18 protein-coding genes and 1 riboswitch are annotated in these 15,302 nt (G+C 43.0%); of the genes, 10 read left to right on the forward strand and 8 right to left on the reverse strand.

Translation table 11 applies throughout. The features are described from left to right. Positions 1-59 precede the first annotated feature (59 nt). The 4 genes from BUB05_RS01405 to BUB05_RS01420 all read right to left on the reverse strand — a co-directional run bounded on the left by BUB05_RS01405 (position 60) and on the right by BUB05_RS01420 (position 3,532). Entirely contained in the window at positions 60-1,196 is a 1,137-nt protein-coding gene (locus BUB05_RS01405) for an aldo/keto reductase (RefSeq protein WP_073045960.1), read from the reverse strand. Positions 1,197-1,477: 281 nt separating this feature from the next. Next, entirely contained in the window at positions 1,478-2,503 is a 1,026-nt protein-coding gene (gene arsB, locus BUB05_RS01410; RefSeq protein ID WP_245819703.1) for an ACR3 family arsenite efflux transporter, read from the reverse strand. A 225-nt stretch (positions 2,504-2,728) separates the two neighbouring features. Next, positions 2,729-3,136 carry an arsenate reductase ArsC gene (locus BUB05_RS01415; protein WP_073045966.1) on the reverse strand — a complete coding sequence of 136 codons (408 nt, stop codon included), beginning with the start codon at positions 3,134-3,136 and terminating at the stop codon, positions 2,729-2,731. Positions 3,137-3,157: 21 nt separating this feature from the next. Further along, a complete protein-coding gene (locus tag BUB05_RS01420; RefSeq protein ID WP_073045968.1) occupies positions 3,158-3,532 on the reverse strand; it encodes an ArsR/SmtB family transcription factor in 375 nt (124 codons plus the stop codon). Positions 3,533-3,744: 212 nt separating this feature from the next. Between BUB05_RS01420 and BUB05_RS01425 the strand changes: the two genes are divergently transcribed. Beyond that, positions 3,745-4,026 carry a YjcQ family protein gene (locus tag BUB05_RS01425; protein ID WP_073045970.1) on the forward strand — a complete coding sequence of 94 codons (282 nt, stop codon included), beginning with the start codon at positions 3,745-3,747 and terminating at the stop codon, positions 4,024-4,026. 80 nt (positions 4,027-4,106) lie between these two features. Here the strand turns inward: BUB05_RS01425 and BUB05_RS01430 are convergent, their stop codons facing one another. The 3 genes from BUB05_RS01430 to BUB05_RS01440 form a co-directional block, all read right to left on the reverse strand. Next, positions 4,107-4,895 (reverse strand): sulfite exporter TauE/SafE family protein, encoded by a 789-nt coding sequence (locus BUB05_RS01430; RefSeq protein WP_073045973.1) that lies wholly within the window; start codon positions 4,893-4,895, stop codon positions 4,107-4,109. 167 nt (positions 4,896-5,062) lie between these two features. Then, positions 5,063-5,251: a hypothetical protein gene (locus BUB05_RS18625; protein ID WP_073045976.1), complete on the reverse strand. Its 189-nt coding sequence runs from the start codon at positions 5,249-5,251 to the stop codon at positions 5,063-5,065. Beyond that, positions 5,232-5,588, reverse strand: a complete 357-nt coding sequence (locus BUB05_RS01440; RefSeq protein ID WP_073045978.1) for a cupin domain-containing protein — start codon at positions 5,586-5,588, stop codon at positions 5,232-5,234. Before BUB05_RS01440 ends, BUB05_RS18625 begins: the two co-directional genes overlap by 20 nt. Before the next feature lie 163 nt (positions 5,589-5,751). Further along, a riboswitch (cyclic di-GMP riboswitch) is annotated at positions 5,752-5,833 on the forward strand. A gap of 79 nt (positions 5,834-5,912) precedes the next feature. On the opposite strand from BUB05_RS01440, the gene BUB05_RS01445 reads away from it, so the two are divergent. Continuing rightward, positions 5,913-6,893 (forward strand): copper amine oxidase N-terminal domain-containing protein, encoded by a 981-nt coding sequence (locus tag BUB05_RS01445; protein ID WP_073045981.1) that lies wholly within the window; start codon positions 5,913-5,915, stop codon positions 6,891-6,893. 32 nt (positions 6,894-6,925) lie between these two features. Here BUB05_RS01445 and BUB05_RS01450 read toward each other — a convergent pair whose 3' ends face one another. Next, positions 6,926-7,303: a DUF8058 family membrane protein gene (locus BUB05_RS01450; protein WP_073045984.1), complete on the reverse strand. Its 378-nt coding sequence runs from the start codon at positions 7,301-7,303 to the stop codon at positions 6,926-6,928. 222 nt (positions 7,304-7,525) lie between these two features. On the opposite strand from BUB05_RS01450, the gene BUB05_RS01455 reads away from it, so the two are divergent. The 8 genes from BUB05_RS01455 to BUB05_RS01490 all read left to right on the forward strand — a co-directional run bounded on the left by BUB05_RS01455 (position 7,526) and on the right by BUB05_RS01490 (position 15,220). Next, the gene (locus BUB05_RS01455) at positions 7,526-9,238 is read left to right on the forward strand and encodes a 5'-nucleotidase C-terminal domain-containing protein (RefSeq protein ID WP_073045987.1); all 1,713 of its coding nucleotides are present in this window, start codon (positions 7,526-7,528) and stop codon (positions 9,236-9,238) included. 248 nt (positions 9,239-9,486) lie between these two features. Continuing rightward, positions 9,487-9,924, forward strand: a complete 438-nt coding sequence (gene phnG, locus BUB05_RS01460; RefSeq protein WP_094762623.1) for a phosphonate C-P lyase system protein PhnG — start codon at positions 9,487-9,489, stop codon at positions 9,922-9,924. After that, a complete protein-coding gene (gene phnH, locus BUB05_RS01465) occupies positions 9,924-10,508 on the forward strand; it encodes a phosphonate C-P lyase system protein PhnH (protein ID WP_094762624.1) in 585 nt (194 codons plus the stop codon). The genes phnG and phnH overlap by 1 nt, the downstream gene beginning before the upstream one ends. Continuing rightward, positions 10,509-11,597: a carbon-phosphorus lyase complex subunit PhnI gene (locus BUB05_RS01470; RefSeq protein ID WP_073045993.1), complete on the forward strand. Its 1,089-nt coding sequence runs from the start codon at positions 10,509-10,511 to the stop codon at positions 11,595-11,597. It abuts the gene before it with no gap. A 3-nt stretch (positions 11,598-11,600) separates the two neighbouring features. Then, entirely contained in the window at positions 11,601-12,446 is an 846-nt protein-coding gene (locus BUB05_RS01475) for an alpha-D-ribose 1-methylphosphonate 5-phosphate C-P-lyase PhnJ (protein ID WP_073045997.1), read from the forward strand. Further along, positions 12,447-13,289, forward strand: a complete 843-nt coding sequence (locus BUB05_RS01480) for an ATP-binding cassette domain-containing protein (RefSeq protein ID WP_073046000.1) — start codon at positions 12,447-12,449, stop codon at positions 13,287-13,289. A gap of 38 nt (positions 13,290-13,327) precedes the next feature. Further along, positions 13,328-14,512, forward strand: a complete 1,185-nt coding sequence (gene phnM / locus BUB05_RS01485) for a phosphonate metabolism protein PhnM (protein WP_073046003.1) — start codon at positions 13,328-13,330, stop codon at positions 14,510-14,512. Positions 14,513-14,521: 9 nt separating this feature from the next. Beyond that, entirely contained in the window at positions 14,522-15,220 is a 699-nt protein-coding gene (locus BUB05_RS01490; RefSeq protein WP_073046006.1) for a phosphonate C-P lyase system protein PhnL, read from the forward strand. The last annotated feature ends 82 nt before the right edge of the window (positions 15,221-15,302 follow it).

Below are 15,302 nucleotides of genomic sequence, written 5' to 3' on the forward strand. Positions count from 1 at the left end.
AAAAAAAATTAGGGACTATCGCAAATTTGCGATAATCCCTAATTTTTACTGTTTATTCATTAATCTCCGAATTCTTTAACAACTTCCTTGAGCATGTTCCTGATCTCTATATTTTGCGGACATTTCTCTTCGCAGACACCGCACTCGATGCAGTTTGACGCACGGTTGTCTTTGAGGATGAAAGTTTTGTATTGACCCTTTGCATATTTCATGTCTTCAAACATGGCTCCGGTATTGAGGAAACCGAAACATCCCGGTATACTCACACCTACAGGACATGGCATGCAGTACTGGCAGTTGGTACAGTTTACAGCCATTCTTGACTTGTAGATTTCCTTGACTTGTTCTATGAGTCCGGCGTCCTTTTCGGTAAGGGATTCGGGTTGGACTTTTCCGGCTGCTTCCACGTTTTCGTCAATTTGTGATATGTCGTTCATTCCACTCAGGACAATACCCACTTCAGGTCTGTTCCAGAGGAAACTCATTGCCCATTGGGCTGGACTTCTTTTTTCATCAGCCTGGTTCCAAATATCCATAATTTCATCAGGAACATCCTTGGCAAGGTAGCCTCCTCTAAGAGGCTCCATGATTAATACACCCATTCCCTTGGCAGCGGCGTACTTGAGCCCTTCAGTACCTGCCTGAAAGTTCTCGTCCATGAAGTTGTACTGTATCAGGCAGCAGTCCCAGTCATAAGCATCCACTATTTCCTTGAATAATGGAAGTTCGTCGTGGAATGAAAAGCCTATGTATTTTATCCTTCCGTCTTCCTTGGCCTTCTTGATGAAGTCGAATACGCCGTGCTTCTTGTAGTTTTCCCATCTCTGTTCATTAAGGGCATGGAGAAGGTAGAAGTCTATGCAGTCCGTGTTCAGCCTGTCAAGCTGTCTGTTGAGATACTTGTCCATGTCCTCCCTGCTGCGTACCGACCATGATGGCAGCTTTGTTGCAAGCTTCACCTTTTCCCTGTAGCCGTCAGCAAGGGCCTTTCCTACAAGGGCTTCGCTGTTGCCTCCATGATAGGGATAAGCTGTGTCTATATAGTTGATTCCCTTGTCTATTCCATACCTTATCTGTCTTATTGCCTCTTCTTCGTTTATCTTTGCGTCGTCTCCCTCAAGTACGGGAAGCCTCATGCAGCCGTATCCAAGGATGGATAATTCTTCACCTGTGTTTCCGAATTTTCTGTAAAGCATACTTATCTCCTTTTTTATAGTGATTTTGAATACCGTCTTCTAGCTGTTAACTCATCATCTAGTTGAATCAATGCTGGTTCCGTTTGCAGTGCAGGACGAAAAACAAGAGACTGAACTCAGTTAAGTGAACAATCCCTTTTGTCAACAAGACCAGTTATTTCATAATATAAGTAATTTAATTATAGGACATTTATGCTGTTTTGAAAAGTACGCACTTTTAGGAAGCGTAGTTACCGATTAGGTACTTAGTTGAATTGATTCAAATTGTTTCCATTAGTCAATCAAGTCTGGCTGAACCAGTGTCTGGTCCTGTTTGCGATGTTTACAAGGGTAAGCATGACTGGAACCTCCACAAGGACACCTACCACTGTTGCAAGGGTTGCACCTGAATTGAGGCCAAAGAGGGAGATGGCCACGGCAACTGCAAGTTCAAAGAAATTGCTGGCTCCTATCATTGCAGCAGGTGCTGCGATATTGTGCTTGAGCTTCCATGCCTTGGACCACCCGTATGCAATGAAGAATATCAAAAATGTCTGGATGATCAATGGAACTGCAATCAGCCCTATGTGCAGTGGATTGTTGAGAATGATCTCACCCTGGAACGAGAATATTATTACCAGTGTCAAAAGGAGCCCTGCTATTGTCGTGTTGTCGAATTTTTTTAAAAACACATTTTCAAAATAGTCTAAGCCTCTGGTCTTTATTATGTGTTCCCTTGAGACATATCCTCCAACAAGGGGAATGACTACGAAGAGTACAACAGAAAGGAAGAGGGTATTGTATGGTACCATTACATCGCCTACTCCCAAAAGAAAGGCGACTATGGGTGCAAATGCAACGAGAAGTATCAGGTCGTTTACCGAGACCTGAACCACTGTATAAGCAGGGTCTCCCTTTGTCAAGTGACTCCATACGAACACCATTGCGGTGCAGGGAGCCGCTCCCAGAAGAACAGCTCCTGCCACGTATTCGCTGGCAAGTTCGGCTCCTATCATATCCACAAATACTGTCTTCAGGAAGAAAACAGATATCAGATACATTGTAAATGGCTTGATGAGCCAGTTTGTGACGCAGGTGACAGTCAGTCCCTTTGGTTTTTTTGTGGCATCCACTATGCTTTTAAAATCAATCTTAAGCATCATGGGATAGATCATCAGCCATATGAGCAAGGCTACAGGTATTGATACGTTTGCGTATTCAAATTTGCTGAGTGTCTGTGGAATTGCAGGCAGATACTTTCCTATGAGTACCCCGGCTACTATGCAGAGTGCAACCCATACAGTAAGATACCGTCCGAATGCATCCATTCCCTGGGATGATTTAATGTTTTGTTCTTTTTTATTAATGTTCACTTTTTGTTCCTCCTTCATGAATAATCAGTGATAGTATATGAGCATATTCGTATATACTCATATACTATCATCATAGCTCAGTCTTTGCAACAATTATTTTTATTAAATATTAAAGACTGTTATTAAAAATTCTGTTTGAAAATTTAATAAAAGAAGTCTGGAAATTCCAGACTTCTAGTTTTACAGCTTCAATTCACCGTTTTCTATTCTGTTAATGAGGTTTTCTACCTTTTCCTTGATCATATCTCTTGTTTCCCTGAATCCTTCGATAGGACCGCCTGACGGATCGTTAAGACCCCAGTCCTCGGAATGTCTGTTGGGAACAAAAGGACATACGACATTGCATCCCATGGTTATGAGGATATCAAGCTCCTGGGGGATGTCGGTCAACAGCTTTGGTCTGTATCCCTCCATACTGACACCTGCTTCTTCCATCACCTCAACTGCAAGGGGCTTCACTTCAGGATAATTTTCAGTGCCGGCGGAATATGCTTCAAGAACATCCTTTCCAAGGGCTTTGGCCCAGCCTTCAGCCATCTGGCTTCTGCATGAATTGTGCACACATACGAATGCTACTTTGTATTTCATTATTTTTCCTCCGCTTTTCTCTTACCTTATCATTTCAAGAACCATGTCCTTGTCTTCTCTGATGTACTGACAGTTCAGATTCGAGTTTTTGTATTTCATATATCGGTTCAGGTCGCCTTGAAGTATCTTGTCTTTTTGCATTTCAAGCTCCAGATAATTGTAAAGCAGACCGTTTTCATTTATAAACTTGTCTGAAATCTTGTAGTGAATCCATTGTGCATCCTTGGAGGAGCTTATTATTCCTGCATCCTTAAGTTTTTTCAGGTGTCTGGAAATATTTGACTGGTTAAGATCCAGCATGACTTCTATTTCACAGACGCAAAGCTCTGCATGAATAAGAAGATTTACCAATCTCATCCTGTTTTCATCGCCTAGAGCTTTAAAGATATCTATCATAATTCTCCTCCTTGTAATTGAGTATATACGAATATACTCATACAATAACATGGCAAGCCTTCCTTTGCAAGAATTAATTCAAGTGAAGTGGCAAAAGTCAAAAAATGACTAATCGGAACTTGTTGGACAGGCATAAGGTTTTCTGTTGACAATGAAGGCTCCTCCTAGTAAAATATATAAGATATAGAGTAGCGCGGAGGGACTGAGGAATTATGGAAGAAAATTTATTGTTAAAGGATATGCTTTTGGTTAAAATCTACGAGGAGCATCAGAAAGAACGTCCTGACATGGAGAAGAATGTAAGCTTCAAGGAACTTGAAATAGACAAGGATATATACAATGTCACCCTGGAAAGCCTTCAAAATGACGGATTCATCAAGGGCGTAAGATTTGCCAGAGAAGGTGTTGGAAGCAAGATTGGTATCTCCTTCATAAATAGCATGACCATAACAAAAGACGGAATAAGCTATCTTAAGAATATTTCAAGAAGATAGGACATAATATTGAGATAAAACAAATCCTCTGCCGGACGGCAGGGGATTTTTATCTATATGACGTTCAAGATAAAATTTTATTATTTAAGCAAAATATTCAGTATCATTGTAACTGCTGCCAGGATATTCGTAGCCGTGAAGATTCTATGGAGATCCAGCGACTTGCTTTTTACAGCATGCCTGCTTCCGATGATTCCTCCGATGACGGCAGCTATAGTGAGGGGTATTGCCATTTCCGGGTTGAAATCGCCATGAAGGGTATGGCCGATGAATCCCATTAGAGCTGTTGCTGCAACCATTGCTGAAGATGTTCCCACTGCTATCTCAATGGGTATTCCGCAGAGAAGTACCATCAGGGGTATCTTGAAGGCCCCGCCGGACATTCCCACTGCTCCGGAGAAGAAGCCTATTGCAGCTGTCAGGGGAATTGTAATCCACAGGTTTACGGTGTATTCGCTGTAGCCGAATTTCCTGTGCCAGTAACCGAACCCCTTTCTATTTAATGGCTTCTCCCTTACGGGAATGAACATGAATACGGATATTACGATGAGAACCACTGCAAATATCATCTTCAGTGTATCTCCGTCAAGATATCCTGCAAAATATCCTCCTACCAAAGCCATTACATTGGTGGGTGGGTCGATTAGCAGGGCAAGCTTCCAGTCCACCTTCTTGTGCTTGTGGAATATGAGCATGGATGTAAGTGCCGTAACCATCATGATGAGCTGGGACGTGGTGGCTGCATTGTGCATTGAAACTCCTGCCAGTACCATGGTAAGGACGTAGAAGTTTCCTCCTCCCTTTCCAACCATTGACATGGTTATGGCTATTGCCAGTATTACAATACTCATTATTATAATTGTAATCATATTTTTAGCTCCTTTCGTGAGCATTCTTTGCAAACATCATGAAGTTATTATATCCTTCTTCCGATGTTATATCCACTGTTTTCGCAGATTGTTTTGTAAAGTTTGAGACAAAAAAGAAAAATCCCCAAGAGTTTGAGGATTTCAGTATCACATATTGTCTGTATCAGCTATCTGTCGATTATATCCGTCTTTCCCATGAACTGGTTGACCTGTGAACGTGTAGGGAAGCCTTCCATGTCGCCTCTTACAAGGGTTGCCATGGCGCCTACGGCATTGGCAATCTCTTCCGGATATGAAGGAACATATCCTTTACGGCTTGAATATGAGCAAGAACAACTAATCTTCGAAACCGACATGACCTCTTTCGGGAACCACACACATGAACTTGAAGGTGTCCTGCCCTGCGTTCAACAGCTGGTGTTCCTTGTTCGGAGATATGAACATGAAAGATTCCTTTTCAAGAGGATAGTCCGTTCCATCCAGGAAAAGAGTACCTTTTCCTCCAATAACATAAACAATATGGGGATAGTCGTGGCTGTGCCTTCCTGAGAAGCCATTTTCCCCTACTTCAAAAATTCTCATTACATATCCTTCCCAACCATCTGCAGGGGAAACAAGGACTTTTCCGACTATGTTTTCATAACCTGGAGCACTGATTTCATGAATTTTACAATTTTTTTCACTTGATACCATAGATATACCTCCAAATATTTGATTGTCAACAGTTTCATTATACCATCTTGCAGTACGGCCAACAATGGTAGAACCATTATCTTTTGAAAAATTATTGTTTTACCCCTATAATTTAGGAGATAATGCGTATATAATATAATAGACAAATAAATTTTAATATATCTCCCGATAATAGCAAACCATTCGAAAGGGTGGGACGCAAAGTCACAGGCCTAAGGAATTTCTATGGCGGCTGGATTGCCGAAAGAGCGTTGTTTGCTGTGTTCTTCGGGACGCAGTTTTTGTTTTTTCCTATTGTTTTTGGAGATATGAAAGGAGAAAATGATGAAAAGATTTGTTGCATTGATTTTGGTGCTGGCACTGTTGCTGTCCTTGACCATGGGTGTTGCCTATGGAGAATCTAAAGGTAGGGCTGCAGGAAAGGACAAGGAAAAACCTGTAAAGGTTGAAAGGGTTGAGAAAGCCACGGGTAAGGACAAGAAGGCATTCAAGCAGGAGCTAAATGAAGCGAAGAGAGAGGTCCAGAGTGAGATTGCCGAGCTTGAAAAGATGCTGGAGGAAATGCTTGCTGGCGAGACTGTTGCAGAAGGGGAAGAGCCAGCTGAAATTCCTGAGGCTGATGCTGAGGTAGGTGAAGTGACAGAAGGCGAAGTGGAAGAAGAGCCTGTCATGACTGTTGAGGACATCGAGAATCGTCTTGCTGAACTGAAGCTTCAGAAGAAAGAGATAATCAACCAAAGATTCATGGTCGTTAAATCGGAGTATACTCCCGAAGAGCTTAATGCTTTTAACTCAGCGACGGAATTGATAGAGGAAATGTATGCAAACGCCTTGGGTCTCGGTTCTGTAACCGTAAGGGACAATATCATTAAGTTTGACACTCCTCCATACATCAAGGGCGGAAGAACGGTAGTTCCTGTTAGGGCTATCACAGAGGAACTGGGAGCCCAAGTTGAATGGGATGAAGAGACTCAGACGGTTAAAATTACAATGGAAGGATCCAATACAACGATAGTCCTTGGAATAAACAGCACTACAGTGCTTGTAACCAGTGATATTGAAAGTGAGGGTACAGAAGCAGAAAATGAAGTGATAGAACTGGATGTTGCTCCTGAAATAACAAATGGCAGGACTTATGTACCTCTAAGGTTCATAGCCGAGACATTTGGACTTGACGTGGATTGGGATGAAGATTCTGAAACCATAGATATAGATGATCCCGGTGAGGATGGGACTGAAGAAGATGCTGTTGAGGATGGAGATGCTCCAGCAACGACTGAAGAAGCAATAACAATGGAAATTTAATTATTATGGTGAAATGCTCTTTGACTTTTTTGTCAGGGAGCATTTTTTCGTGCAATATGGACAATTGCGTATAATGCAAAAACACACTGAAGGATCAGTAAAACTGCAAACATGTATACCATGGGCATATTGCCTGAATGAGCATAGTATCCGGATGAGTTTATCACAGAATATATGATGCTTCCTGAAGCGATGAGGAAAATAGTGTATCCGGTATTTTTATTCCTCAGCAACAGATACCCTGCTGATACTGATATCAGAGCCATGATTGACTCGGCTGTTATGTGGAAATATATTGTAAGCGGAGAAGATGACAGCTCAGGAATATTATTAGAGACAAACAGCATAATCCACAACAATATTATGGAAGCCCCAAGAAATATAGAATATACGGAGATTACCTTCTTCAAAATGATTCCTCCTTTGTTTTCAGTCCCATCATAATTGTATCATATATTTCAGATGGAATCGGTACAGGTTTTTGCTCAAAAGCGAAGGGCGGGCGTCGAAGTTTATTATTGAACATTAATTTGATTTTTTTATACCGTAAAGTTTAAATCAATTCATTATAGTGATATAATTAAAGGTGCAGAGTGAATTGACATAACACTAAAATAATAGGAGGTCTTTTAATGAAAGGCAAAAAGTTTCTTGTTTTTTTTATCGTGTTAGCAATGTTGCTTAGTACTATGGTGTTGCCTGCATTTGCAGCCAGCCATGAGGTAATGAGTGGTGAAACTCTTTACAAGATAGCTGAAATGTATGGAGTGACGGTTCAGGATATTGTTGATGCAAATGATATCGCAAATCCTGATCTTATTTATCCGGGACAGATGCTGGAAATACCGGATGAAATGGGAATGGAGACACCTGCTGTACCGGCTGGTGAATCTGTCAAGATAACCATTGTCCACACAAACGACATTCATTCAAGAGTGTTGGAAGGGGACTATGACGGAATGGGTTATGACAAGGTGGCCACAATAGTGAAGAATGAAAAAGCCATGAATCCGAACGTAATAGTAATGGATGCTGGAGATGCATTCCACGGACAGACCATTTCAACTCTCAACGAAGGTGAGAGCATAGTGAAGATTATGAATGCCATAGGTTATGACATAATGACTGCAGGAAACCACGACTTCAACTATGGGCAGGACAGGCTTCTGGAACTCGCTGCAATGGCGGATTTCCCGATAGTATGCTCCAATGTATTCAAGGATGACTATACGTCGTTGCTTCCGCCTTATAAAATAATGGAATACGATGGAGTTAAGGTTGCAGTATTTGGACTTGCAACTCCAGCCACTACATATATGACTCATCCGGACAATGTAGTGGGCCTTACCTTCTTTGATCCTATAGTGATAGCCAAGATGATGACTGCCCAGCTTGAAGATGAAGCTGACATAATTGTTTGTCTGTCACACCTTGGAGTGGAGGGTGAATATACAAGTGAAATGGTAGCGCAATATGTTGACGGAATAGATGTAATCGTTGACGGACACAGCCATACGGTAATGGAAACAGGAAGAATGATCAATGACACATTGATAGTGCAAGCCGGTGAATATACGAAATATGTAGGTATAGTAAATCTTGAACTCAAGGACGGCATGCTCATGAAATCAGCCAAGCTTATAACCAAGGAAGAAGGAATGGCTATGGAAGCCGACCCCGGCATTGTTTCACTGGTTGATGAAATAGAAGCGGAAAATGAAGACATAACTTCAGTTGTTGTAGGTTCTACGGACATAGTACTTGAAGGTGAAAGGGAAGATGTGAGGACAGGTGAAACAAATCTTGGAAATCTCATTACAGATGCAATGCTCGATGTGACGGGAGCAGATCTGGCCTTGACAAACGGTGGCGGAATAAGGGCGTCAATAGATATTGGAGATATAACAAAAGGTGATGTCATAACAGTGCTTCCATTTGGAAACTATGTGGTAACCAAGGACCTTACCGGTGCACAGATTGTAGCGGCTCTTGAAAACGGGCTGACTGACTACCCTGAAGCTAAGGGTGCATTTCCTCATATTGCAGGCATGAATGTTGTGTTCGATCCTACAATGGAAGCTGGAAGCAGGGTTGTTTCAGTTGAAATCAACGGAGAGCCCATGGATATGGACATGACCTATTCGGTGGCAACAAACGACTTCATTGCAGCTGGTGGAGATGCATATGACATGTTTGTGGATGAACCCATTACCGGTGAATATCCGGGACTTGACGAGGTTCTTATAGAGTATATCCAGATGAACGGAACCGAGGGATCGCCTGTTGAAGGAAGAATCCTTACAGTTGACGAGGTGTCAATCCTTTATATGGATGTAGTTGCCTGATGAATGATGAACAAACGAATATTGAGATGGGAGCCGGATTTTCCGGCTTCTTTTGAATTTTTGTACTTGAGGCCGAATCGGGCCTCTTTTTTCTTGCCGGGACTCAATCCGGTCAATGTTAAACAATGTTAAGAAAGGATTGTGTTTGTAAACATACTCTTAACACAAATGTACCTTTTCTTAACTTTACTCAACTTGGCGCCAAGATATAATAGCCTCAGGCCTGAAAAAAAGAAAGGAATAGGAAAATGCTGAATAGAAAAACAAGAACTGAAATTTTAGCCAACTCCAATGAACGAGACCTGGATCATATTTGTGAAATGATATTGGAATATACGGACATTAAGATGCTGGAAGAGCCAAGTGGCGGCCTGGTCATGGCCAAGATGAGAGAGACAGCACAAAACACCTTGTTCTATCTTGGAGAAATATATACTACGGAATGCAAGGTCATGATTGACGGCGTTATAGGACTGGGAATAATTCAGGGCATCCAGCCAATGAAAGCAAAACACATGGCAACTATAGATGCAGCCTATAATGCCGATATAAAAGGACTAGAACTCATAGACAAGAGAATTGCAGAGCTTGGAAAGGTTTGGGAGAAGAAAAAATCAATTGAGGTTTCAGACATACTTAGGACGAAGGTGGATTTTATAACTCTTGATGAGGAGGTAAAGGGATAATGTTGGATTTGGTACATGATGTTGGAAAGGCATACCGAAAGGTTGTAGATGGATTCAGTTATCCGGGAATGGTTGTCAACATATCGGAATACACTGAAAGCAATGAGATTGACATACCCTTTCATACTTCATCATTCGTGTTGGCTCTCATGCTTCTGGATGCTGAAGTCACTTTTGCAGTAGCAGGTGGAAATGACGGGGTTGCAGAGCTTATAAGGAAGTTTACCTACAGCAGGGAGACGGTACTGGAAGAAGCGGACTATGTATTTTTATTACAGGATGCTTCAGACGAAGAAAGGGTTCAGGCAATAAGAAATGTCAAGGTAGGAACCCTTATAGATCCTCACAGGTCGGCAACCATAATATATGAGACGCCTTCTTTGAACAGGGGAGAGGAGTACGTGCTGACAGGACCTGGAATCAAGGATGAGACATTGGCTGTTCTGGATATGAACAAAGGTTTCATGGAGGAAAGAAACAGAAGGGTTGAGGAATTCCCACTCGGTATGGATATGATATTTGTGGATAATCTGGACAATATGGTCGTTCTTCCAAGAACGACTAATGTGAAGGGAAGTGATTAAATGGCTTATGTTGCGGTCAAAGGTGGACAAACAGCAATTGAAGAATCGATTAAGAGACTTAAATATGAAAGGCTGAAGAAGGGACATGTTCTTGACGTGAAGGCTGTGGAATCAGGGTTGAGAGGCTTGGTGGACCAGGTAATGAGCGAATCGTCCCTTTATGACGAGGAAATAGCATCCCTGGCAATAAAGCAGACTGAAGGAAATCCGGAGGAAGCGGTATTTCTTGCAAGAGCATTCAGATCGACGCTTGAGAGGAAGCACTATTCCAGGATAATAGAAAGTGACACAATGGATATAGAAAGAAGGATATCTGCATGCTTCAAGGATATTCAGGGAGGCCAGATACTGGGTGCAGCATATGACTATACACACAGGCTCATAGATTTCAGCCTGGTCAATGAAGATATGGGGGATGCAGCCAAGTGGCTGGAAGACTTCAGCAGTGAGAACAATTCTGATGGAAAGACAAAGCTTCAGTTCGGGAAGGTTATCGATGGATTGAGGAAGGAAGGAATCCTCATAGGATATGAAAGAAGTGACGAGGAGCCCAAGGATGTGACAAAGGAGCCGCTTACATTTCCAGCTACAAGAGGGGAAAGGCTTCAGGTCATGACAAGAGGCCAGACAGGCACCGTAACATCCCTTGCCTATGCCTCAACCAGGGGATACGGATACACTCATCCTTCCGTGGGAGAGCTGAGAGTGGGAAGGCTGCCTGTACATGTTGACTCGCCTTTCCAGGAGTCGGTAAATGAAGAGGACAGTTACTATATTGGATCCATAAAAGTTACCGAAGTTGAATGTTTGCTGCCTGCGGATGAAGTAAAAAGCAATGGAGAGAGGGTTCCGAAAATGGATATCGGATACGGCATATGCTACGGGCAGAATGAGACGAAGGCAATTGCCATGAGCATACTGGACAGGTGTTTAGAGGAGGGAGGAGACTCTCCTACTCATGACGAGGAATTCATACTCTACCATATAGACAGTGTTGAGGCGACAGGTTTCATAAGCCATTTCAAGTTGCCGCACTATGTAACCTTCCAGTCTGACCTTGATAATGTCAGAAAGAGCCAAAAGGAGTAGCATATGAATAATCAATATAATTTTGCGTTTTTCGATGAGGGTTCCAAAAGGGAAATCAGAAGAGCCACATTGAAAGCTATAGGGATTCCTGGATATCAGGTGCCTTTTGCATCCAGGGAGATGCCCATTGGAAGAGGATGGGGTACTGGAGGACTTCAGCTTTCCTTGTCCTTGGTGACCACGGAGGATGTAATAAAAGTAATAGACCAGGGAACAGACGAGTCGGTGAATGCCGTTAGCATAAAGAAGCTGATACAGGGCACTACGGGTATAGATGAAACGGTGAACACCCATGAAGCGACATTGATACAGTCGAGGCACAGGATTCCTGAATATCCCTTGAAGGAGGGCCAGATAGTAGTGTTGCAGGTGCCTATTCCTGAACCGCTGAGGAATGTCGAGCCCAGTGAATATGTGACTAAAAGGCTCCATGCAGACGGTGACTACAGTGGAGCATGGATGGAGCTGTTTGAGAAGATTGTAAAGTATGGTCGTCTTGCAACGATAGCAGCTCATCCTGTCATGGTTGAGGAGAGATATGTCATGACTCCAAGTCCAATACCCAAGTATGACAATCCGAGACTTGACGGGTGTGAAGCATTGCTGCTGTTCGGCGCAGGTCGTGAGAAGAAGATACAGGCAATTCCACCATATTCAAAGGTTGTTTCACTGGGATTCGAGGACTATCCCTTTGAACTTGAGGATTTTACTGGCAAGAGATGCTGCCAGTGCGGTGCAACGGATGTTTATCTGGATGAATTTGAAGATGAAGAAACAGGTGAAAAGTATTATCAGTGCAATGACACGAGCTATTGTCTGGATCGCATGAACAAAAAGGAAGTGAGTTAGATGCTTGATTTTGAAGATAAGGTATTGAGAGTGAGAAATCTGTCCAAGCAGTTTGGAGAAGGCTGTGAACTGTGCAGGCATGACAAGGGTGTGCTGGAAAAGAATCACTGTCCGCACTGTAAGACCATATATGCCTGCAGGGATATAAGTTTCGACTTGTACAAGGGTGAAATACTGGGTGTTGTAGGCGAAAGCGGTTCCGGCAAGTCCACATTCGTCAAATGCTTGTATTTCGACCAGGACGTGACGGCTGGCGAGGCTTATGTTACAGACTACAAGGAAGGCAAGGCCAATATGTTTGATGAGACTTCCCAGCAGAAAAGGTATCTAAGGGATTATTTGCTTGGTATGGTGTATCAGAACCCCTATCTTGGCTTAAAGATGGATTTTACCACCATATCCAATATTGCAGAGAAGCTTATAGCTGCTGGCGGGAGAAATGTAGTCGGCATGATTGAAAGGGCCGACGAGCTTCTGGATGTGGTAAGCATAGAGAAGTTCAGGAGAAAGGATGCTCCCAAGTCGTTTTCAGGAGGTATGCAGCAGAGGGTGCAGATAGCCAAGGCGTTGTCAAACAATCCTCCTATACTCTTTCTTGATGAGGTGACCACAGGACTTGATCTGTCCGTACAGGCGGCGGTACTCGACATGATAAAGGTCATTCAGAGGGATTTGCAGATAAGCATGATTGTTGTTTCCCACGACCTTGGAGTCATAAGAATGCTTGCAGACAGGACAATGGTCATGCTTGACGGAGTCGTAATTGAAGAAGGCCTTACAGACCAGATACTGGAAGATCCACAGCATGCATATACCCAGCAGCTTGTTCATTCGCTGCTGTAAAGCAAGGCATTGGAAGAGATTGATATAAGGAGAAAGAAATGATTCGTTTGACAAACGGTAGAATAGTTTTAAAAGACAGGATAATCGAGGGCAGGGACCTGATTATCCGTGAAGACATAATAGAAGGGTTGCCGGAACGAAATGAAGCAATCCATATTGAAGGAAACCGCGAGGTGGAGCTTGTGGATGTCAATGGTGCATATATCACTCCCGGTTTTGTTGACATCCATGCAGACTATATAGAGCAGATGGGTGCTCCGAGACCCACAAGCATGATGGATTTGAATCTTGCCATGAGGGAAACAGAAAGAGTTCTGGCTACCCACGGGATAACTACAATGTTTCATTCCCTCAGCATAATGAAGGATATGTCATTTGACAAGAATCCCATAAGGCAGATGAAATATGTGAGGACACTCACTGACATAATAGACGAGATTGAAAGGGGGCAGAAGCTTATAAGGCACAAGTTCCACGCCAGATTTGAAATGGAAAGCGTGGATTGCATTGAGGAGCTGAAGGGCTTCATCAACGACGGCAAGGTTGACCTTGTTTCCTTCATGGACCACTCTCCGGGACAGGGACAATATTCAAATGTTGAAAGATACAGGGAAGACTTGATCAAGATGGACAACGACCTGAACGAGGACAATGTAGATGATTACCTTGAAAGCATCAAGACTGTAGAAAAGGCAAGCCACCAGGAGTGTATTGAAATAGCGGAGCTTGCCAGGAGCAAGAATATCGCGGTGGCATCCCATGACGATGATACGATGGAGAAGCTTGACTGCAACGAAGAGATAGGTGTGACCATTTCCGAGTTTCCCATAAGGATTGATGTGGCTAAGAAAGCCAAGGAGAAGGGTTTCCACACCATTGCGGGGGCTCCGAATGTCATGCTTGGCGGCTCCCATTCGGGAAACCTGGCTGCCCATGAGGCCATCCAGGAGGGGTGCATAGACATACTGTGCAGCGATTACTATCCTGCAAGTATGCTTCATTCAGTATTCAAACTCCATGAGACATACGGACATGATCTGGCGGAAATGTTTGCCCTTGTCACAATCAACCCTGCCAAGGCAGTAAAGCTTGACGATGTCCTGGGGTCCATAGAGATTGGGAAAAAGGCCGACCTGCTGGTCATAGACAAGCTGGAAGAAACTTATCCGGTAGTGTCAAGATGCTATGTCAACGGCAGTGAAGTTATGAGGATGTCATACTAGGAGGATGAAATGAATACTTTGTTGAAGATAGAAAATGTGTCAAAATCATTCACTCTCCACAATCTTGACCGACACATAAAGGCCTGCCAGAATATTGGCATGGAAGTGAAAGAGGGAGAATTCATAGGAATAACGGGAAAAAGCGGCTCGGGAAAATCCAGCATACTTAAGACCATCTACCGCAGCTACCTTCCGGGCGAGGGTTCAATATACTACAATTCAAAGAGATTCGGATTCATTAACCTTTTCGAAGCTACTGAAAGGCAGATGATATATTTGAGGAAATACGAGATAGGATATGTGTCCCAGTTTCTAAACGCGATGCCCAGAACCACTGCCAGGGAAATTGTTGAGAACTCCGTCCTTGAAATGGGAAGGAAGAAGGATGAGGCGAAGGCAATGGCAGAAAGGATGCTGGATCATTTTGAGCTTGACAGGGAGCTCTGGGACAGCTATCCGGTGAATTTTTCAGGAGGTGAGAAGCTGAGGCTAAACATAGCTTCTGCCATGATAAAGGAACCAAGACTTTTGTTGCTTGACGAGCCTACAGCTTCTTTGGACCTTGCTTCAAAGGAGAGGGTAAGGCTTCTTATAGAGACTCTCAAGAAAAATGGCACGACAATGGTAGGAATCTTCCACGACATAGAGTTCATGGAAGGGTTGTGCGACAGGGAGTACAATATGGAGAAGGGAGTGATTGTGGCCTAGATATAGAGTGCTGAAATAATTGAGAATAAGAAATGCTGACAAAAATAACAAATAAATTAATGATGTTTTAATAACATAAGAA

This window comes from Dethiosulfatibacter aminovorans DSM 17477, from assembly GCF_900142005.1.
In the GTDB taxonomy this organism is placed as follows: Bacteria; Bacillota; Clostridia; order Tissierellales; family Dethiosulfatibacteraceae; genus Dethiosulfatibacter; species Dethiosulfatibacter aminovorans.